Origin of the sequence: Methylocystis sp. SB2 (assembly GCF_049817085.1) — a bacterium.
In the GTDB taxonomy this organism is placed as follows: Bacteria; Pseudomonadota; Alphaproteobacteria; order Rhizobiales; family Beijerinckiaceae; genus Methylocystis; species Methylocystis rosea.
On record NZ_CP187401.1, the window covers coordinates 2,245,681 to 2,265,304 of the forward strand.

Consider the following 19,624-nt stretch of genomic DNA (forward strand, 5'->3'; position numbering starts at 1 on the left):
CCGCCACAAGGCCTGAAAATGCCTGTTGCAGCGTAACGAAGGCCGTTTAAGGGCCGGTTAAGGGGCGGCTAGACCAGGTTTCGGTCAACTCACAAGCGTTTTCTAAAGCAGCTCTTTTGATCGTCCAAAGATTAAGGCGGGGCCAACCTTCGACCGATTGGTGAAGACCACCCACCGACCTTCCTCCATAAGCTGGACAAGAATCGGAAGGCCAAGATCGTTCGCCAGGACGATCGCGGAGCCATTCCTATTTATTTTTAAGAGAGTTCCCCTGTCGGTATCGACGGCCGCGACAGATCCATCGCTTAAAGGCCAGAGCCCTTCAGGGTTGTCCAGCTCAATCCCTTGATTACAAATGATCCTTTCGTAAGCTCCGGCGGAAGTTGTTTTATCATATAAGCAGACGCGTCCCTTGCCGGACTTGCCTTGTTCACTGACCCAAAGTGTAGTTTCCCCTACGGGGGCGATATCGAAAGGCGTGTCTAGCCCATGAATGATTACATCGCTTTTGCCTTCTTCCGAGACGCGCAGAACGGAACCCCCATAAGTCACGACGAACATCGTGTCGCCCGAGGAGGTCCACCTTGCGTTCCACGGATTCGGAATGGCCAGAACGCGAACCTTATCGCCATTTGAATCTAGCCAATACACCTGCGAGCCCATGACGTCGCAGAAGGAATAGATTTCTTGGCGAGGGTGCTTGGCGATACCCGCGATGCTATCGCCGCGGGCTGCGCGCTTCACGACGTTCCCGCTCAAATCGTAGACCTGGCTTCCCGCGTTCCGTTTATTATAGGTATCGGCAAGCCAGATCTCGCTTTGGCTTTTCACATACATCCCGTGGGCGGCCGGCACGGAAGAGCTTTCTATCTTAATTATCTCCGCGCAAGCGAGATCCGCCCAAAACACGCATGCCAAAAGAACTTGAAAAATATTCATCGTTTTCATCCCTTCAAATCTTCCATCTCCTACCGCAGCAAGGGTGGGGACACTTATGCACAATCGCTGATTTAGAATATCGGCCCGCCCTTGCGCTTCGCGTCCTGCCGCGCCAAAGTCTTCGCCCCCGGCGCGGCGGCCTGCCGCGCCGCAATCATATGCGGATTTTCCGGCGATGAAGGTCACCATCGAGAGAGCGGCGCTGTTGCGGGCGCTCGGCCATGTTCACCGCGTGGTGGAGCGACGCACGACCATTCCGATCCTGGCGAATGTGCTGCTGTCCGCCAAGGACGGCGCGCTGACGCTCAAGGCTACCGATCTCGATCTTGAGATTACCGAGAAGACCGCGGCGGAGGTCTCCCAACCTGGCGCGACGACGCTGCCGGCGCATACGCTCTACGACATCGTCCGCAAACTGCCGGAAGGCGCGCAGGTCTCTCTGGAAGCCACCGGAGACGCCGGACAGCTGACGCTGCGTTCGGGGCGTTCGCGCTTCAACCTCTCGAGTCTTCCCGAGAGCGACTTTCCCGACGTGACCTCCGGCGACTTCAGCCATAAGTTCGCGCTCGCGCCGGCGGATCTCAAGCGGCTCATCGAAAAGACCCAGTTCGCGATTTCTTCCGAAGAGACGCGCTACTACCTCAACGGCATCTATCTCCATACGCTTGATGTTGAGGGCCGGCCGATGCTCCGGGCCGTCGCGACCGACGGCCATCGTCTGGCGCGGCTGGAGCTTCCCGCGCCCGAAGGCAGCGCCGGCATGCCGGGCGTCATCCTGCCGCGCAAGGCCGTCACGGAAGTGATGCGCCTGATCGAGGACGCGCAAGGCGAAGTTTCAGTCGAGCTTTCGATCAACAAGATGCGCTTCACCTTCGGCGACGCGCTGCTGACGACGAAACTGATCGACGGCACGTTCCCCGATTACGGGCGCGTCATTCCCGCCGGCAACGACAAGCGGCTCACTGTCGAGCGCGACGTCTTCGCCAAGGCGGTCGATCGCGTTTCGACGATCTCCTCCGAGCGCGGCCGCGCCGTCAAACTCTCGCTCTCCGACAGCAAGCTCGTGCTGTCCGTCACCAATCCAGACCAGGGCTCGGCGGTCGAAGAACTCGAAGCCGACTATGACGGGCCGCCGCTCGATATCGGCTTCAACGCCCGCTACCTCCTGGACATCACCCAGCAGCTCGACAGCGACACGGCGCTCTTCAAGCTCGCCGACCCCGGCTCGCCGACGCTGGTGCAGGACCGTGACGGGGCCACTGCGCTCTACGTCTTGATGCCAATGCGCGTTTAAGTCTCGCCGACGCCTTTAGGTCTTGGAGAGACGCCTCCGGCCCGTTAGGGTCGGCGCGTGCTTGTTGAATTCCCTCGCCTCTGGCCGTGGCTTCTCGCCTGTTTCGCCATCGGCGCCGCCGCCGGGGCATTGACCCGGCGCGCGCCTGAAAACGGCATCGTCGCCCGCTGGCTGGTGTGGACCGCGCTCGCTTTCGGCGTCGGCCTCCTTCTCGTCCGGCTCGGCGCGCTCGACGCCGCCGCGCCTTTGGTCGAGGGCGCGCTCGCGGCCTATGCCGTCTTGATTATCGGCGCCGCCCTCGGCGCCTTGGCGCGGCATCGGTCGATTTGGGCGCATGAGGGCTGGGCCGTAGGGCTGGTCGCCGCCTCGCTCCTTTGGGTTGGAGCGGTCGTGATCGGCCAGTCCGACGGCGAAGAGGGTCGCCGCTTTGCCGCGTCGACAAAAAGCGCGGGCGCCGACATGCCGCCCGCGACGTCGCCGCCTGCCGACGAAACACCCACCGCCGGCGCGACCATATCGCCTGTCCACGCGCAAGGGCCGAGCGCGTCAGCCGCGGCCGTATCCGGCGGCATGACGCTCGTCGACTGCCAGACGGCGCTTGAAGCCTCTTCGACGCCCGGCGTGCTGGTCTTTCGCAAAGGCAGCGCGCAACTCACGCCGTCGGCAACGCGCGCGCTCGACAAGGCGGCGGCGGTCATTCGCCGGTGCCCGGAAAACGCGACGATCGCGGTCAGGGGCCATGTTCGCGGTTCGCGCGCAAAAGCGTCCAATGACGCGCTGGCGCAGAGGCGGGCGGAGGCGGCGACGGGCTATATCGAGGGTCAGGGCGTCGGCGGGCGCCGCCTCGTCGCATCCCCCGGCGAAGCGGATCAGGCGGAAAACCGCGCCCTCACCTTTGAGGTTCGATGAGCAGCGCTCGGCGCCGCAACTTCAGGCGCCGGCGCGGCCCGGTGGCGCCAAATTCCAATTCTACTTAAAACAGCGGCCTCTAAGACTGTCTGCCGGGAGCCCCGTCCGTCGCGAAAGGATCGCCTTGAACGCTTTTGATCCGCCCAAGGCCGCCCATAAAGCCGTCGTCGCCGCGCTGCGCGACGACGTGCAGCGGCGTCTCACTTATACGGTCGGCAAGGACAACGCCGACGCCAGCCCGCGCGACTGGTTCGTTGCGACCGCGCTTGCGACCCGCGATCGGCTCGTTCCTTCTTGGCTCGCGTCGACGAAGCGCAATTATCAGGAAGACCGGCGTCGCGTTTATTATCTCTCGCTTGAATTTCTGATCGGCCGTCTGCTCATCGACACGCTGACCAATCTCGGCCTGACGCAGGCGATGCGCGACGCGCTCGCCGAACTTGGCGTCGATCTCGATATGCTGCGCGTCCTGGAGCCGGATGCGGCGCTCGGCAATGGCGGGCTCGGCCGCCTCGCCGCCTGTTTCATGGACAGCATGGCGACTCTCGAAATCGCCGCCATGGGATATGGCATTCGCTACGACCACGGCCTGTTTCGCCAGACGCTCAAGGACGGCTGGCAGCATGAATATCCCGAAGACTGGCTGTCCTTTGGCAATTCCTGGCAGTTCCCGCGGCCGGAAATCACCTATGACGTCGGCTTTTTCGGCCATGTCGAAAGCTCGCGCCTCGCCGACGGCATGTTGGCGCATGTGTGGCGGCCGGGCGAAACCATCGTCGCGGTCGCCTATGACACGCCCGTCGTCGGGTGGCGCGGCAAGCACGTCAACACGCTGCGCCTGTGGTCGGCGCGGGCGCCTGACGCGCTGCGCCTCGACGCCTTCAATCAGGGCGATCACGTCGGCGCGCAATCGGAGCAGGCGCGCGCCGAAGCGATCTCCAAAGTTCTTTATCCAAGCGACTCGACGCCCGCGGGACAGGAGCTGCGGCTGCGGCAGGAATATTTCTTCGCCTCGGCCTCGCTGCAGGATTTGATCCGCCGTCACCTGAGGCAGACCGGCGATATCCACAAGCTCGCCGACAAGGTGGCGATCCAGCTCAACGACACGCATCCGGCGATCGGCGTCGCCGAACTGATGCGCCTTCTCGTCGACGTTCACGGCGTTGAATGGAAGGAGGCCTGGCGCATCACCCAGGCGACCTTCTCCTACACCAATCACACGCTCTTGCCGGAAGCGCTGGAAACCTGGCCGGTGCAGCTGATGGAGCGGCTGCTGCCGCGCCACATGCAGATTATCTATCTCATCAACGCCATGCACCTCGATGCGTTGCGTGCGAAGGGCGAGAGCGACCCCGCGACGCTCTCCTCGGTGTCGCTCATCGACGAACGTAACGGACGGCACGTGCGCATGGGCCATCTGGCGTTTCTGGGTTCGCACAAGGTGAATGGCGTCTCGGCGCTGCATAGCGCGCTGGTCAAGGAGACGGTGTTCAAGGATTTCCATCGGCTCTATCCCGATCGCATCGTCAACAAGACCAACGGCGTCACCTTCCGCCGCTGGCTGCTCGAGGCCAATCCGCCGCTGTCGCGATTGCTCGCCGACACGATCGGCGCCGGCGTCTTCGATGAGCCGGAACGACTGATCGAGCTCGAGAAATTCGCCGACGACGTCGAGTTCCAGAGCCGGTTTGCGGCGGCCAAGCGCGAAAACAAGGCGCGTCTCGCAACCACGGTCTTCGAGCGCGTCGGCGTCAGAGTCGATCCTGCCGCGCTCTTCGACGCGCAGATCAAGCGCATTCACGAATATAAGCGCCAGCTTTTGAACGTGCTTGAAGCCGTCGCGCTCTATCAGGACATCATCGCGCAGCCCGCCCGCGAATTTGCGCCGCGGGTGAAGATCTTCGCCGGCAAGGCGGCGGCGAGCTATCATCAGGCGAAGCTCATCATCAAGCTCGCGAACGATGTGGCGAAGGTCGTGAACGCCGATCCGGCGACGCGCGAGCTTTTGAAGATCGTGTTCCTGCCGAACTACAATGTGAGCCTCGCCGAGACGATCATTCCGGCGGCCGATCTTTCCGAGCAGATTTCGACCGCCGGCATGGAGGCGTCGGGCACCGGCAATATGAAATTCGCGCTCAATGGCGCGCTCACCATCGGCACGCTGGACGGCGCCAATGTCGAAATCAGGGAGCGCGTCGGCGACGATAATATTTTCATCTTCGGCCTCACGGCGCAGGAGGTGGAGCAAAGCCGCGCGAAGGGCATCGACGCGCGCGAGACGATCGCCGCGAGTCCCCGTCTCGCCGAGGCGCTGCGGGCCATCGCCGCCGGCGTTTTTTCGCCCGACGATCCGCATCGCTACGCGCAGCTTGTCGATACGCTGACCTATTACGATCACTTTCTGGTCGCGAAGGACTTCGACGCCTATTGGGAGGCGCAGCGCCGCGTCGACGCCCGCTGGCGGGACCAGAAAGCATGGCGGCGGTCGAGCATTCTCAACACGGCGCGGGTGGCGTGGTTTTCCTCCGACCGCACGATCCGCGAATATGCGCAAGAGATTTGGAATGTCGCCCTGTGAGTAAGACTGCGTCATTGCGAGCGAAGTGAAGCAATCCAGCGTCGCTCGATCATATCTGGATTGCTTCGTCGCTTCGCTCCTCGCAATGACGATGCTGCTTTAAGGACGTGAGAGTGACAAAAGCCGACTGGCGCGCTTCCGCGGACGACATCGACGCCATCCTCGGCGCGCGTCATGGCGATCCCTTCGCCGCGCTCGGCCTGCATGAAACGCCCGCGGGCTATGCGATCCGCGCGTTCGTTCCAGGCGCGACGCGCGTGGAGGCGGTTGCGCCGGACGGCGCCATGATTGCGCCGCTGGGTCGCGTTCACGCCGATGGCTTCTTCGAAGGACTGACGCCGCTGAAGGCGCGTGCGCCGTATCGCCTTGTCGCCTCGAACGACGCGGCGCGATGGGAATTCGCCGACCCTTACGCCTTTTCCCCGGTGCTCGGTCCCACAGACGACCATCTTCTCGTCGAGGGCGCCCATCAGAAGCTCTATGACAAGCTCGGCGCGCATGTGCTGACGCATGAGAGCGTCGAGGGAACGCATTTCGCCGTCTGGGCGCCGAACGCCAAGCGCGTCTCCGTCGTCGGCGACTTCAACCAGTGGGACGGGCGCCGCGCGCAGATGCGCAAGCGGATCGACAGCGGCGTCTGGGAGATCTTCGTTCCCGGCGTTGGGGCGGGCGCGAATTACAAATACGAAATCATCGGGCGGCATGGCGAGCTCTTGCCGCTCAAAGCCGACCCGCTCGGCTTCGAGGCGGAGCTGCGCCCCTCGACGGCGTCCGTCGTCGCCTCGAACGCGCCCTATCACTGGGGCGACGAGATTCACATGCGCGCGCGCGCTGAAGTTGACCCGCGACGTTCGCCCATGTCGGTCTATGAAGTGCATCTGCCGTCGTGGCGGCGCGGCGAGGATGGGCGCTTTCTGACCTATGACGAACTCGCCGATCAGCTCGTGCCCTATGTCGCCGATCTCGGCTTCACCCATATCGAGCTGATGCCGATCAACGAGCATCCGCTCGACGCCTCCTGGGGCTATCAGCCGATCGGGCTCTTTGCGCCGACGCGGCGGCACGGCGACTCCTATGGCTTTCGCCGTTTCGTCGATCGCGCGCATCAGGCCGGCTTGAGCGTCATTCTCGACTGGGTTCCGGCGCATTTTCCCACCGACGAACATGGCCTCGCGCAATTCGACGGGGGGCCGCTCTATGAGCATTCTGATCCCAAGCGCGGTTTTCATCCCGACTGGAATACCGCGATCTATGATTATGGGCGTCGCGAGGTGGCGAATTTTCTCACCGCCAGCGCGCTCTATTGGCTCGACCGCTTCCACATCGACGGGCTGCGCGTCGACGCCGTCGCCTCCATGCTCTATCTCGATTATTCGCGAAAGCCGGGCGAATGGTCGCCCAATCCCGACGGCTCCAACGACAATCGCGACGCCGTCGCCTTTCTTCAAAGGTTCAATGAACGCGTCTACGCGCTTTATCCTGGCGTCGTGACGATCGCCGAAGAATCCACCGCCTGGGGCGGCGTGACGCGGCCGACATATGCGGGTGGACTCGGCTTCGGCTTCAAATGGAACATGGGGTGGATGAACGATACGCTGCGCTATCTCTCATCCGAGCCCGTCCATCGCAAATGGCGCCATAGCGAGCTGACCTTCGGCCTGCTCTACGCCTTCACCGAAAACTTCGTGTTGCCGATCTCTCATGACGAGGTCGTGCACGGCAAGGGCGCGGTCGTCGGCAAAATTCCCGGCGACGAATGGCGCCGTTTCGCAACAGCGCGCGCCTATTACGGATTCATGTGGGGCCATCCCGGCAAGAAGCTCTTGTTCATGGGACAGGAGTTTGGTCAGACAGGCGAGTGGAATTTCGCGGGCAGCCTCGATTGGTGGTTGCTCGATTTTCCGCCGCATCGCGGACTTCAGGCGTTCATTCGCGATCTCAACCGCCTCTATCGCGATCACGAGGCGCTCTATGCGCGCGACTGCGAGGCGGAAGGCTTCCAGTGGATCGTCGCGGACGACGCGGAGAGTTCAGTATTCGCCTTCGCGCGTTTTGGCGCGGATCGTTCCCGTGCGATCGTCGTCGTATCGAATTTCACGCCGGTGACGCGCAGCGCCTATAGGCTCGGCTTGCCGCGGGCGGGACGCTGGCGCGAACTCGTCAATTCCGACGCGGCGATCTATGGCGGCTCGGGACTTGGCAATCTCGGCGCCATTCACGCGCGCGCCGAGGCGTTCCGCGACTTTCCCGCGAGCGCCGATATTCTTCTGCCGCCGCTTTCGACTCTCTTCTTCGCATTCGAAAGCGATGAATTAGAATGAAGATCGAATCGAGCAGGGCGATGAAGATGTCCGCTTCAAGAGATCGGGGCAGGGGTTTCCTCATCCTGAAGAGGCCCGAAATGGCCGTCTCGAAGGACGAGGCAACCCTTAGGAGCGACGTTCCTCGCCCTCGCGCTTCGAGACGCCTGCTGCGCAGGCTCCTCAGCATGAGGGCGAAGGCGCCCCATTCGCGCGATCACCGCGTCACCGATCTGATGGGAACTGGCGATGTCCGCCTTTGAAAATCCGCCCCTCGCGCGCCACGCCATGGCCTATGTGCTCGCCGGCGGCCGCGGCGCGCGGCTGATGGAATTGACCGACAGGCGCGCGAAGCCCGCGGTTTATTTCGGCGGCAAGTCGCGCATCATCGACTTCGCGCTCTCCAATGCGCTGAATTCCGGCATCAGGCGCATCTGCGTCGCGACGCAGTACAAGGCGCATAGCCTCATCCGCCATTTGCAGCGCGGCTGGAGCTTCTTTCGCACCGAACGAAACGAGAGCTTCGACATTCTGCCGGCGAGTCAGCGCGTGTCTGAAGACCACTGGTATCTCGGCACGGCGGACGCCGTCTATCAGAACCTCGACATCGTCGAGAGCTATGATCCCAAATATATCGTGCTGCTCGCGGGCGATCACGTCTACAAGATGGATTACGAGCCCATGCTGCAGCAGCATGTGGACTCCGGCGCCGATGTGACGATCGGCTGTTTTGAGGTGCTGCGCGCAGAGGCGTCCAGTTTCGGCGTCATGCATGTCGACGACAACGACCGCATCATCTCCTTCATCGAAAAGCCGCGCGATCCGCCGGCGATGCCGGGACATCCGGACCGGGCCCTCGTCAGCATGGGCATCTATGTTTTCGAGGCGAAGTTTCTCTACGAACAATTGCGCCGCGACGCCGCTGAGACGCTCTCGACGCATGATTTCGGCAAGGATTTGATCCCCTACATCGTCTCGCATGGCAAAGCCGTCGCGCATCATTTCGAGCGCTCCTGCGTGCGCGCGGCGAGCGAGCCCAACGCCTATTGGCGCGACGTCGGCACGGTCGACGCCTATTGGGCGGCCAATATCGATCTCACCGACTTCACGCCGCAGCTCGATCTTTACGATCGCAACTGGCCGATCTGGACATATGCCGAAATCACCCCGCCAGCGAAATTCGTGCACGATCAGGTCGGACGGCGCGGACAGGCGCTGTCCTCGCTCGTCTCAGGCGGCTGTATCGTTTCCGGTTCGACGCTGCGCCGAACGCTGCTCTTTACCGGCGTGCGCGTGAATTCCTACGCGACCGTCGAGAACGCCGTGGTCCTGCCCTATGTCGACGTCGGCCGCTCGGCGCGGCTCACCAATGTCGTCGTCGACCGCGGCGTGCAGATTCCGCAGGGCCTCGTCGTCGGGGAGGACCCGGCGTTCGACGCCGCGCGTTTCCGCCGCACCGAGGGCGGCGTCTGTCTCATCACCCAGCCGATGATCGACAGGCTCGGCGCATGAGTGCGCTGCGCGCGCTCGCCATCGCTTCGGAGATGGCGCCTTTGGTGAAGACCGGCGGACTCGCCGATGTCGTCGGCGCGCTGCCGCATGCGCTCGCCGCTGAAAACGTCGAGCTGCGCACGCTCATTCCGGGCTATCCCGAAGTACTCGCCACGTTGCGCGGGGGCGAAACGGTTCTTGAGTTCGATGATCTCTTTGGCGGCCAGGCCTGGATTCACGCGGCGCGCCATAACGGAGCCGCGATCTATACGCTGATCGCGCCGCATCTTTATGCGCGCGAAGGCGGACTCTATACGGGACCGGATGGCGCCGATTATCCCGACAACGCCTTCCGCTTCGCCGCGCTCGCCTGGGCCGGCGCGCAGATCGGGCTCGGCGCGCTCGATGGATTTACGCCCGACGTCGTGCATGCGCATGACTGGCAGGCGGCGCTCGCGCCGGCCTATATGCATTATGCAGAGCGGCCGCGGCCGGCGACGATCGTCAGCATCCACAACATCGCGTTCCAGGGGCAGTTTTCCAAGGAGCTGCTCGAGCCTTTGCGACTGCCGCCGCGCGCGTTCGATATCGACGGCGTCGAATATTATGGCGCGATCGGCTTCTTGAAGGCTGGCCTGCAGCTCGCCGACCGCATCACCACGGTGTCGCCAAGCTATGCGCGCGAGATCGAGACGCCGGAGTTCGGCATGGGCCTCGAGGGCCTGTTGCGCGCCCGCGCGGATCGCGTGAGCGGCATATTGAACGGCGTCGATGAAGAGACGTGGGATCCGGCGACCGACGCGCATCTTGGAACGCGCTACGATCATTGGAGCCTGCCGTCGCGCGCGAGGAACAAGGCGGCTTTGCAGAAACGTCTGCGACTGCGCGTCGATCCCGACGCCTTTCTCCTCGGCGTCGTCAGCCGGCTGTCCTGGCAGAAGGGGCTCGACCTGCTGCTCGACGTCTTGCCGCAGCTGATGCGCGGACGCGCGCAACTCGCGCTGCTCGGCGCTGGCGACAAGACGCTTGAAGAAGGATTTGTCGCTGCAGAGGCGGCGCATCCGGGCCATGTGGGCGTTCATATCGGCTATAGCGAAGAGCTTGCGCATATGATCCAGGCGGGCGCCGACGCCTTCCTCGTGCCGTCGCGCTTCGAGCCATGCGGACTGACGCAGCTTTATGCGCTGCGCTACGGCGCCGTGCCGATCGTTTCGCGTGTCGGCGGACTGAAAGATACGATCGTCGACGCCAATGAGATGGCCCTGCAGGCCGACGTCGCGACCGGCCTGCAATTTTCGCCGACGACGGCCGAGGCGCTCGCCCTCGCGCTGCGCGAAGCCGAAGGCCTTTTCGAGGACGCCGAGACGTGGCGCAAGATTCAGATCAATGGCATGAGGACGGACGTCTCCTGGCGCAATCCGGCGCGCCGCTACGCGAAGCTTTTTGAGGACGCGGTCGCCGCGAAGGTCGGGTGACGCCTCACAAATTCCCCGTCATGGCCGGCCTTGTGCCGGCCATCCACGCCTTAATCCCGCGCAATGACGCAAGTTTGCGAAATGCCTCTAGTGAGATCGCCCAATCGAACCGCGTGGATGCCCGCGACAAGCGCGGGCATGACGAACCGGGCAGGAACCGAGTCACATGATCGGTCGCCTCATCGATGGCGCGCCAGAACCGCTCGGCGTCACGCCGGACGCGAGCGGCGCGAATGTCGCGGTGTTTTCCGCTCATGCCGAGGCGATCGAGCTTTGTCTCTTCGATGACGCCGACGAGGAGATCGCCCGTATAAAATTGCCCGCGCGCAGCGGCGACGTTTTTCATGGCCATATCGAGGGCCTCAAAGAAGGCCAGCGCTATGGCTTTCGCGCTTACGGACCTGATGCGCCGGAGGCGGGCCATCGCTTCAGTCCGGCGAAACTGCTCGTCGATCCTTATGCGCTGGCGCTCGATCGCGCCTTCTCCCTTCATCCGTCGCTCTTCGCCTATGGCGAGACGGCGCGCGCCGACAGCGCCCTGCATGTGCCGAAAGCCATTGTCACGAAGCCAGTCCCTGCGGAGTCGCTGCGGCCAAAGCATCCCTGGCGCGATACGATCATCTACGAGCTTCACGTCAAGGGCTTCACCGCCACCCATCCCGACATTCCGCAACATCTGCGCGGGACCTTCGCCGGTCTCGCGCATGACGCTGCGATCGCGCATCTGACGCGGCTCGGCGTTACGACGCTGGAGCTTTTGCCTTGCGCGGCGTGGATCGACGAGCGTCATTTGCCGCCACTCGGCCTTTCCAATTACTGGGGCTACAATCCCATCGCCATGATGGCGCCCGACCCGCGCCTCGCGCCGGGCGGTTGGCGTGAAGTTCGCGAAGCCGTCGCCAGGCTCCACGACGCCGGGCTCGAAGTCATTGTCGACGTCGTCTTCAACCATACCGGCGAAAGCGACGAATTCGGGCCGACCATCTCGTTTCGAGGATTGGACAACGCCAGCTATTACCGGCTCGCCGACGACCGCGCGCGCTATGTGAACGACTCCGGCTGCGGCAATATTCTCGACTGCGCGCGCGCGCCTGTCGTGCGGCTCATCATGGACGCGCTGCGCGCCTGGGCGGTCTATGGCGGCGTCGACGGCTTTCGCTTTGATCTGGCGACGACGCTCGCGCGTCGCCGCTCGGGGTTTGATCGCGACGCGCCATTGCTGTCGGCGCTCCTGCAAGACCCCGTGCTGCGAGATTTAAAGCTCATCGCCGAACCCTGGGACATGGGCCAAGGCGGCTATCGGCTCGGCGACTTTCCCGAGCCTTTCGCCGAATGGAACGATCGCTATCGCGACAGCGCACGCGGCTTCTGGCGCGGGGAACCCTGCGGCGTCGCCGCGCTCGCGACGCGCTTTTCCGGTTCGCAGGATGTGTTTGCGCGCAGGCGCCCGTCACGCAGCGTCAATTTCATCACGGCGCATGACGGCTTCACGTTGCGGGATCTCGTTTCCTACGCGCATAAGCACAATGAAGCGAATGGCGAAGAGAACCGCGACGGCGCAAACCACAATCTTTCTTGGAACAATGGCGTCGAAGGCGAGAGCGAAGACGCCGCGATCCATGCGGCGCGCGCGCGGGATGCGCGCAATCTGCTCGCGACGTTGCTGTTCTCTCGCGGGACGCCGATGCTTGCGATGGGTTCAGAACTTGGGAAAACGCAGTCCGGCAACAACAACGCCTATGCGCAGGACAATGCCCTCTCATGGATTGATTGGGCGCGCGCCGACGAAGACCTGATCGAGACGACGGCGAAGCTCATCGCGCTGCGCAAGCGACATGCAGCCTTGCGCGAAGATCGATTTCTCGAGGGCGCGCCGCATGACGCTTCGCTCATCCCCGACGTCGAATGGTTGCGTCCTGACGGCGCGATGCTGCGCGAAGAGGACTGGCGTGACAACGAGGCGCAAACGCTTGTCGCGGCGCTCTATGCCGAAGGCGATCGTGTTCTCATCATTCTGCATCGTGGTCCAGACGAGATCATCGTGCGCCCGCCGTCCGCGCGCGACAATCACGGCTGGAAATTGGCGTTTAATTCGGCGAAGGACGACGCGGATGAAGACGTCGAAGGAGGCATCTCTGTCGCGCCGCGCTCGGTTGCGCTTCTCGTCGAGGAAAGTCGGATATCGCGCTGGTCGTCTGCCCCCGCATCGGAAGACATCCTCTCCCGTCTCGCCGAGGCGACCGGCGTTGAACGACAATGGCGCGACGTCGAAGGCGCGCTGCACGACGTCCCGCGCGAGACGATCTGCGCGCTGCTGGCGCAACTCGGCTTTCCGGCCGGCACCCTCAGCGACGCGCGCGAGAGTCTGGCGCGGCTTTCCGACTTTCGCGACAGACGGGCCCTTCCAGCAAGTTTGTCGGCTAGGGAGGGCGAGCCTTTCACGCTTCGGCTCGCCGCATGCAACGGACGCACGCCAGGCTGGATCGTCGTCACGCACAAAGACGGAAGCTGTTCGCGCATCGCCCTGCGTGCGGAAAACGCGGCGCCGGTCACATGGCGCGGATTGGATGGACGGCGGTGCGACGGCGTCGAGGCGCGTCTGCCGCCGCTTCCCGCTGGTCGTCATCGAATAGCGCTCGAGAGCGGCGAAGACTGTGCGCTCACTGTCGCGCCGCCGGGCTGCTTTTTGCCTCACGACGCGCGCCGCGAATTTGGTCTTTCCGCGCAGCTTTATTCCGTGCGCCGCGAGGGCGATCAGGGAATTGGCGACTTCTCGACGCTTAGCGAACTCGCGCGCGCCGGCGCCAAGGCGGGCGCTGCGCTCATCGCGATCAATCCGTTGCACGCCTTGTTTGCGCAAGATCGCACGCGCGTCAGTCCGTATTATCCGTCCGACCGGCGGTTCCTCGATTCGCTCTATATTGATGTCTCCGGATTGGGGCGCATGCTCGGCGCGCCGATCGATTTCGACGAGAGGACCGCGGCCGCTCTCAGCGCCGCCGCCGATGTCGACTATTCGGGTGTGCATGCGCTGAAGATGGCGGCGCTCGAACGCGCCTTCGCAATCTTCCTTGATCTCTCGCGCCGCCAGCCTGACGCCGCGCCGGTCGCCTCATTCGCGCGCTTTGTCGCCGAGGGCGGCGCGGCGCTCGCGCGCTTCTGCGTCTTTGAGGCGATCAGCGAGGCGCGCAACGGCCAAAGCTGGCGGAATTGGCCGCAGGCGCTTCGCGAGGCGAGCGCCGCGGCGTTATTTTCTTTCGCCAGCGAACATACGACGCGCGTCCAATTTCACCAATTTCTGCAATGGCTCGCCGACGCGCAATTTGCGCGTGCTGTGCAGGACGCGCGCGCGGCCGGCCTGTCGCTCGGCTTTTGCCGCGACCTCGCCATCGGCGCGGCGCCCGACGGTGCCGAGAGCTGGAGCCGCGCGGGAAGTTTCGTCGACGGCTTCTCGATCGGCGCGCCGCCCGACGCCTTCAGTCGGGAGGGCCAGAATTGGGGCTTGCCGCCGCCAAATCCGATCGAAATGGAAAAAAACGGCGGCGCCGATTTCGCGGAGCTGCTGCGCGCCAACATGCGCCATGCGGGCGCGCTGCGCATCGACCACGTCATGGGCCTCGCGCGGCTTTTCGTCGTACCGGGCGGCGAAAAGCCCGCCGCCGGCGCCTATCTCAGCTATCCGTTCGAGACCTTGATGGGTCAGCTCGCGCTGGAAAGCCAACGCGCGCAATGCGTCGTCGTCGGCGAAGATCTCGGCACGGCGCCATGGGGCTTCCGCGAGCGGATCGAACACGCCGACGTGCTGAGCTACCGGGTTCTATGGTTCGAACGTTCGGGCGAGGGCTTCGCGTCGCCGACGCACTATCCGAAGAAAGCCATGGCCTGCGTTTCAACGCATGACTTGCCGACGCTCGAAGGCTGGTGGGCGGCGGCGGACATCGCCGAGAAGGAAGCCCTGGGGCTGATCGCGCCCGACACGGCCGAAGCCGCCCGCGCCGCGCGCCGCGCGGAAAAGGACGCGCTTCTCGACGCGCTTTGCGCACAGGCGCTGATCGACGGCGCGCATCACGCATTAAGCGACTTCGACGACGCCTTGGCTCGGGCGCTTCATGCGTTCATCGCGCGCACGCCGTCCTTACTCGCCATGGCGCAACTCGATGACCTTGCGGGCGAAACGCAGGCGATCAACTTGCCCGGCACCGATCGCGAACGCTTGAACTGGCGCCGCAGACTGCCAGAATCGGTCGACGCGCTCTTTGATTCGCGCCGCGCCGGCGCGATCCTCGCCGGGCTTTGCCGCAATGTGGACGCGATTCCCGGCGCATATCGGCCTCCGGGCGAAATTGATGCCGCGGACGGACATGAGCGTTTCGAGCATGGCGGGTAACGAAGCCACGGAGCGCGGGCTCATCTCTGCGGCGCTCTTTGCGATTTCTGTCGCATTTTCCGCGCATGCCGAACAACAAGGTCCGGACGCCAAGGACATCTCGTCGAAGCAACAAGAATTGCGCGGCGTCGAAGACACGATGGGCGCCGCACAGGAGCGCGCGCGTCGACTTGAAGAGCAGCTTGTCGATCACGCCGCCGCGCGCGAACGACTGAATGGCGCGCTCATCGAATCGACGCTGCGGCTGCAGGAGACGGAAGGGCGCGCGGCTGAAATCGAAGAGCGGCTTTCGGCCCTCACCGAGAATGAGCGCAAGATCGTCTCTTCGCTCGAGAGCCGCCGCGGATTGATCATGGAGATCCTAACCGTCCTTCAGCGGATGGGCCGTAAGCCGCCGCCGGCGCTGATCGCGCGCCCGAACGAGATTCTCGAGGCCGTCCGGGCATCGCTCGCGCTCGGCGCCCTGTTGCCGCAAATGCGCGCTGAAGCGCGCCAGCTGCAGCACGATCTTTCGGAACTCGAGCAGGTGCGCGATGGCGTTCGGCGTGAGCGCGAACGCCTCGCGGAGCAGCAGGCGAGTCTCACCGCTCAGCGCGAAAGGCTCGCGCCGATGATCGGGGAACGTCAGGAGGCGCTTTCCACCGCGCAAAGCGCCCTGCAGGCGGAGACGGAGCGCGCGCGCACGCTGGCGCAGCGCGCCACAAGCCTCAAGGACCTGATCTCGCGCATGGAGGCGGACAGCGCGGCGGCGCGGCGCGCGGCGGAGGCGGCGCGCAAGGCCGACGACGAGCGCGCCAAAGCTCAAGCGATGCTTTCAGAGCGAGAGCGGCTGAAAGCGTTGTCTGCGCCGTTCAAAGATCCGGCGCGACTTGCGCCCGCCGTCGCTTTCATTGATCTTAAAGGCCGCCTGCCGGCCCCGGCGGCGGGATCGGTGGTGCGGCGTTTCGGCGCGCCCGACGGTTTTGGCGGCAAGGAGAAGGGCCTGTCGATCGCGGCGCGCGAGAATGGGGTGGTTATCGCCCCCTGCGACGGATGGATCGCTTTTTCAGGGCCTTACCGAAGTTATGGACAACTCTTGATCATTAACGCCGGCGGCGGTTATTATGTGGTCCTGGCCGGCATGAGTCGCACCAATGTGAACGTGGGACAGTTCGTTCTCGCAGGTGAGCCGATAGCCAGCATGGGAGACGGAGCCGCGCAAACCGCGGCGACCATCGCAATCGGCGCGAAACAACCCATTCTTTATGTTGAGTTCCGCAAGGACGGAGCGTCAATCGACTCGGGCCCATGGTGGGCAAAGTCAGACAGTCGGAAGGTCGGCGGATGATTCGCAAAACAGCCCTTATCGCCACAGGAATAGCAATTGGAGCGGGATGCGCCACGCTTGGCCAGCAGGCGCGCGCCGTCATCGGCGCTCCGGCTCAAGCCGCTTCCGCCGACACCTATAAGAACCTCAGCCTGTTTGGCGACGTGTTCGACAAGGTGCGCGCCGACTATGTCGAAAAGCCCGATGAGCAGAAGCTCGTCGAAAACGCCATCAACGGCATGCTGACCTCGCTCGATCCGCATTCGAGCTACCTTGACGCCAAGGCCTTCAAGGACATGCGGACGCAGACCGAGGGCAAGTTCGGCGGCCTCGGCATCGAGGTCACGCAGGAAGACGGGCTCGTGAAGGTCGTCACGCCGATCGACGACACGCCGGCGTCTCGCGCCGGGATCATGTCCGGCGATCTCATCGGCGCCATCGACGACGAGACCGTGCAGGGCATGACCCTCAATCAGGCCGTCGACAAAATGCGCGGCGCGATCAACACGCCTGTCAAGCTGACGCTGTTCCGCGGCAAGAACAAGGACAAGGTCGAGGTCAAACTGGTTCGCGCCGAGATCCACATCAAATCCGTGCGCTCGCGTAAACAGGGCGACGACATCGCCTATGTCCGCATTTCCCAGTTCAATGAAGAGACCGCGGAAGGCCTGCGCGCCGCCATGGCGAAGGCGCAGCAGGAGATCCCGGCGGATAAGTTCAAGGGCTACATCCTCGATCTGCGCAACAATCCGGGCGGCCTGCTGGACCAGTCGATCCAAGTCGTCAACTCCTTCATCGACAAGGGCGAGATCGTGTCGACGCGCGGCCGCAACGCCGATGAAACCCAGCGCTACAACGCCCGCGGCTCCGGCGATCTGTCGAAGGGCAAGCCCGTCGTCGTGCTGATCAACGGCGGCTCGGCCTCGGCGTCCGAGATCGTCGCCGGCGCTTTGCAGGATCACAAGCGCGCGACGCTGATCGGGACGCGTTCGTTCGGCAAGGGCTCGGTGCAGACGATTATCCCGCTCGGCGGCTCGAGCGGCGCGCTGCGGCTGACGACAGCGCGCTATTACACGCCGTCCGGCCGCACGATCCAGGCCAAGGGCATTGATCCCGACATGATCATCCTGCAGGACGTGCCGGACGAGCTCAAGGGCAAGGACGACACCAAGGGCGAAGCGTCGCTGAAGGGCCATCTCAAGACGGGCGACGAGGAAAAGACCGGCTCGCAGGCCTATGTCCCGCCGGATGAAGCGAAGGACAAGCAGCTCACGGCCGCGGTCGAGCTTCTGCACGGCAAGCCGAGGGCGCAGATCCTCGCCGAACAGTCCAAGGAAGTCGCCAAGGACACGACCAAGCCGCCGTCAAAGGCCGCCAATTGACGGTGATGGCCGTGGGGCTTAGACGGTCGGCGGGAGTTTCCGGCGGTCGATGAGCTTTCTGTCCACTTACGCTAATCCAACGCGCTTTCTGCGTTTCGCAGAACGCGCGTTGCCGTGGCTCTCAAGCGCCACGGCGCTGCTGCTCGCGATCGGGCTCTACGGCGCCTTCACGGCGCCGCCCGATTATCAGCAGGGCGAAACCGTGCGGATCATGTACATCCATGTTCCGTCCGCCTGGCTGGCGATCTTCGCCTATATCGTGATGACCTCGGCGTCGCTCGGCGTTCTAGTGTGGCGTCATCCCCTCGCCGACGCGGCGCAGAAAACCGCCGCGAGCCTCGGCGCCGCTTTCACCTTCATCTGCCTCGTGACGGGCTCGCTGTGGGGCAAGCCGATGTGGGGGACGTTCTGGGTGTGGGACGCGCGCCTCACCTCGATGCTGGTTCTGTTTCTTCTCTATCTCGGTCTCATCGCCGTCAGGCAGACGATGGACGACACGCCGCGGGGCGCGCGCATCGCCGCCATCATGACGCTCGTCGGCGCCATCGACATTCCGATCATCAAATATTCGGTCGACTGGTGGAACACCTTGCACCAACCGGCCTCGGTGTTTCGCATCGACGGACCGGCGATCTCCGGATCGATGCTTTGGCCACTGATCGTCATGGCGCTCGCCGCGACGCTGTTGTTCTCGACGCTGCATATCATGGCGGTCCGCAATGAAATCTTGCGCCGGCGCCTCGCGCGCTTGTCGATGCAGGCCGTCCGCGCCGGCGAAGTCGCCGGAGACGAAAGCATGGAGGCGGCGGAATGAGCGGCCACGGGTTCTATATCGCCGCCGCCTATGGCGTGACGGCCGCGACGCTCGGCGTCGTGACCTTGCGCATCGTCCTCGATTATCGCCGCCTGCGCGCGGCGCTGGCGCGCTTTGGCGCGGCTGGGGCGCGCGATGAAGGAGAAGGCGCGTGAGCGACGCCGTCGCGCCGCGCTCGGCGCTGCGCTTTCTGCCGCTGGCGCTCTTCGCGTTGCTGGCCCTCGTCTTCCTTGTGCGGCTCTTCTCCGGCGACGCTTCGCGCATTCCCTCGGCGCTGATCGGCAAGCCGGCGCCCGATTTCGATCTGCCGGCGCTTGAAGGACTGGCTGGCGTTCCCGGTCTCTCGACCGAAGATTTGCGCAAGGGTCACGTGAGTCTTGTCAATGTCTTCGCGAGCTGGTGCGGACCCTGCCGACAGGAGCATTCGGCGCTCATGGCGATCGCTGGCGATCAAGCGCTCAAGGCCAAAGGCGTCGAGCTTTACGGGCTCTCCTACAAGGATGAAACGACCAAGGCCTTAGGTTTCCTTGAGGAGGGCGGCAATCCTTTCGCGCGCGTCGGCGTCGACCCTGCCGGCCGCACGGCGATCGACTTTGGCGTCTACGGCGTGCCCGAGACCTTCGTGATCAAGGGCGACGGAACGATCGCCTATAAATTCGTCGGACCGCTGACGCCTTCCGCCATTGCGACGACGCTCATTCCCGAGATCGAAAAGGCGATGGCGGGCGGGGCGGCCACGACGCGCTGAA

General features: G+C 64.0%; 13 protein-coding genes. 12 read left to right on the forward strand and 1 reads right to left on the reverse strand.

Annotated elements, in window-relative coordinates; genetic code table 11:
- Positions 1–102: 102 nt before the first annotated feature.
- Entirely contained in the window at positions 103–1,128 is a 1,026-nt protein-coding gene (locus ACPS74_RS11020; protein ID WP_157055211.1) for a hypothetical protein, read from the reverse strand.
- Between ACPS74_RS11020 and dnaN the strand changes: the two genes are divergently transcribed.
- From dnaN to ACPS74_RS11080, 12 genes are all read left to right on the forward strand, one after another.
- Positions 1,115–2,233, forward strand: a complete 1,119-nt coding sequence (gene dnaN / locus ACPS74_RS11025; protein WP_029649117.1) for a DNA polymerase III subunit beta — start codon at positions 1,115–1,117, stop codon at positions 2,231–2,233. The genes ACPS74_RS11020 and dnaN overlap by 14 nt on opposite strands.
- A 57-nt stretch (positions 2,234–2,290) precedes the next feature.
- Positions 2,291–3,142 carry an OmpA family protein gene (locus ACPS74_RS11030; protein ID WP_029649116.1) on the forward strand — a complete coding sequence of 284 codons (852 nt, stop codon included), beginning with the start codon at positions 2,291–2,293 and terminating at the stop codon, positions 3,140–3,142.
- Positions 3,143–3,266: 124 nt separating this feature from the next.
- Positions 3,267–5,720 carry a glycogen/starch/alpha-glucan phosphorylase gene (locus ACPS74_RS11035; RefSeq protein WP_277995944.1) on the forward strand — a complete coding sequence of 818 codons (2,454 nt, stop codon included), beginning with the start codon at positions 3,267–3,269 and terminating at the stop codon, positions 5,718–5,720.
- Between the two features lie 113 nt (positions 5,721–5,833).
- On the forward strand, positions 5,834–8,041 hold the full coding sequence (glgB, locus tag ACPS74_RS11040; RefSeq protein WP_029649114.1) for a 1,4-alpha-glucan branching protein GlgB: 2,208 nt from the start codon (positions 5,834–5,836) through the stop codon (positions 8,039–8,041).
- A 228-nt stretch (positions 8,042–8,269) separates the two neighbouring features.
- On the forward strand, positions 8,270–9,532 hold the full coding sequence (glgC, locus tag ACPS74_RS11045) for a glucose-1-phosphate adenylyltransferase (protein WP_029649112.1): 1,263 nt from the start codon (positions 8,270–8,272) through the stop codon (positions 9,530–9,532).
- Positions 9,529–10,986: a glycogen synthase GlgA gene (gene glgA, locus ACPS74_RS11050; RefSeq protein WP_029649111.1), complete on the forward strand. Its 1,458-nt coding sequence runs from the start codon at positions 9,529–9,531 to the stop codon at positions 10,984–10,986. Before glgC ends, glgA begins: the two co-directional genes overlap by 4 nt.
- A 166-nt stretch (positions 10,987–11,152) precedes the next feature.
- Positions 11,153–15,373, forward strand: a complete 4,221-nt coding sequence (gene glgX / locus ACPS74_RS11055) for a glycogen debranching protein GlgX (RefSeq protein ID WP_029649110.1) — start codon at positions 11,153–11,155, stop codon at positions 15,371–15,373.
- Positions 15,348–16,700 carry a murein hydrolase activator EnvC family protein gene (locus ACPS74_RS11060; protein WP_239753657.1) on the forward strand — a complete coding sequence of 451 codons (1,353 nt, stop codon included), beginning with the start codon at positions 15,348–15,350 and terminating at the stop codon, positions 16,698–16,700. Before glgX ends, ACPS74_RS11060 begins: the two co-directional genes overlap by 26 nt.
- Positions 16,697–18,061 carry a S41 family peptidase gene (locus ACPS74_RS11065; RefSeq protein WP_029649108.1) on the forward strand — a complete coding sequence of 455 codons (1,365 nt, stop codon included), beginning with the start codon at positions 16,697–16,699 and terminating at the stop codon, positions 18,059–18,061. Before ACPS74_RS11060 ends, ACPS74_RS11065 begins: the two co-directional genes overlap by 4 nt.
- A 49-nt stretch (positions 18,062–18,110) precedes the next feature.
- Entirely contained in the window at positions 18,111–18,875 is a 765-nt protein-coding gene (locus ACPS74_RS11070; RefSeq protein ID WP_029649107.1) for a heme ABC transporter permease, read from the forward strand.
- Positions 18,872–19,030: a heme exporter protein CcmD gene (gene ccmD / locus ACPS74_RS11075; RefSeq protein WP_029649106.1), complete on the forward strand. Its 159-nt coding sequence runs from the start codon at positions 18,872–18,874 to the stop codon at positions 19,028–19,030. Before ACPS74_RS11070 ends, ccmD begins: the two co-directional genes overlap by 4 nt.
- Positions 19,027–19,623: a DsbE family thiol:disulfide interchange protein gene (locus tag ACPS74_RS11080; RefSeq protein WP_029649105.1), complete on the forward strand. Its 597-nt coding sequence runs from the start codon at positions 19,027–19,029 to the stop codon at positions 19,621–19,623. Before ccmD ends, ACPS74_RS11080 begins: the two co-directional genes overlap by 4 nt.
- The last annotated feature ends 1 nt before the right edge of the window (position 19,624 follow it).

Bases quoted from the DNA above. Each gene is read 5' to 3' on its own strand.
- dnaN (WP_029649117.1), top strand. From the start codon at position 1,115: ATGAAGGTCACCATCGAGAGAGCGGCGCTGTTGCGGGCGCTCGGCCAT.
- ACPS74_RS11020 (WP_157055211.1), bottom strand. From the start codon at position 1,128: ATGGTGACCTTCATCGCCGGAAAATCCGCATATGATTGCGGCGCGGCA.
- glgC (WP_029649112.1), top strand. From the start codon at position 8,270: ATGTCCGCCTTTGAAAATCCGCCCCTCGCGCGCCACGCCATGGCCTAT.
- glgA (WP_029649111.1), top strand. From the start codon at position 9,529: ATGAGTGCGCTGCGCGCGCTCGCCATCGCTTCGGAGATGGCGCCTTTG.
- glgX (WP_029649110.1), top strand. From the start codon at position 11,153: ATGATCGGTCGCCTCATCGATGGCGCGCCAGAACCGCTCGGCGTCACG.
- ACPS74_RS11060 (WP_239753657.1), top strand. From the start codon at position 15,348: ATGAGCGTTTCGAGCATGGCGGGTAACGAAGCCACGGAGCGCGGGCTC.
- ACPS74_RS11065 (WP_029649108.1), top strand. From the start codon at position 16,697: ATGATTCGCAAAACAGCCCTTATCGCCACAGGAATAGCAATTGGAGCG.
- ACPS74_RS11070 (WP_029649107.1), top strand. From the start codon at position 18,111: ATGAGCTTTCTGTCCACTTACGCTAATCCAACGCGCTTTCTGCGTTTC.
- ccmD (WP_029649106.1), top strand. From the start codon at position 18,872: ATGAGCGGCCACGGGTTCTATATCGCCGCCGCCTATGGCGTGACGGCC.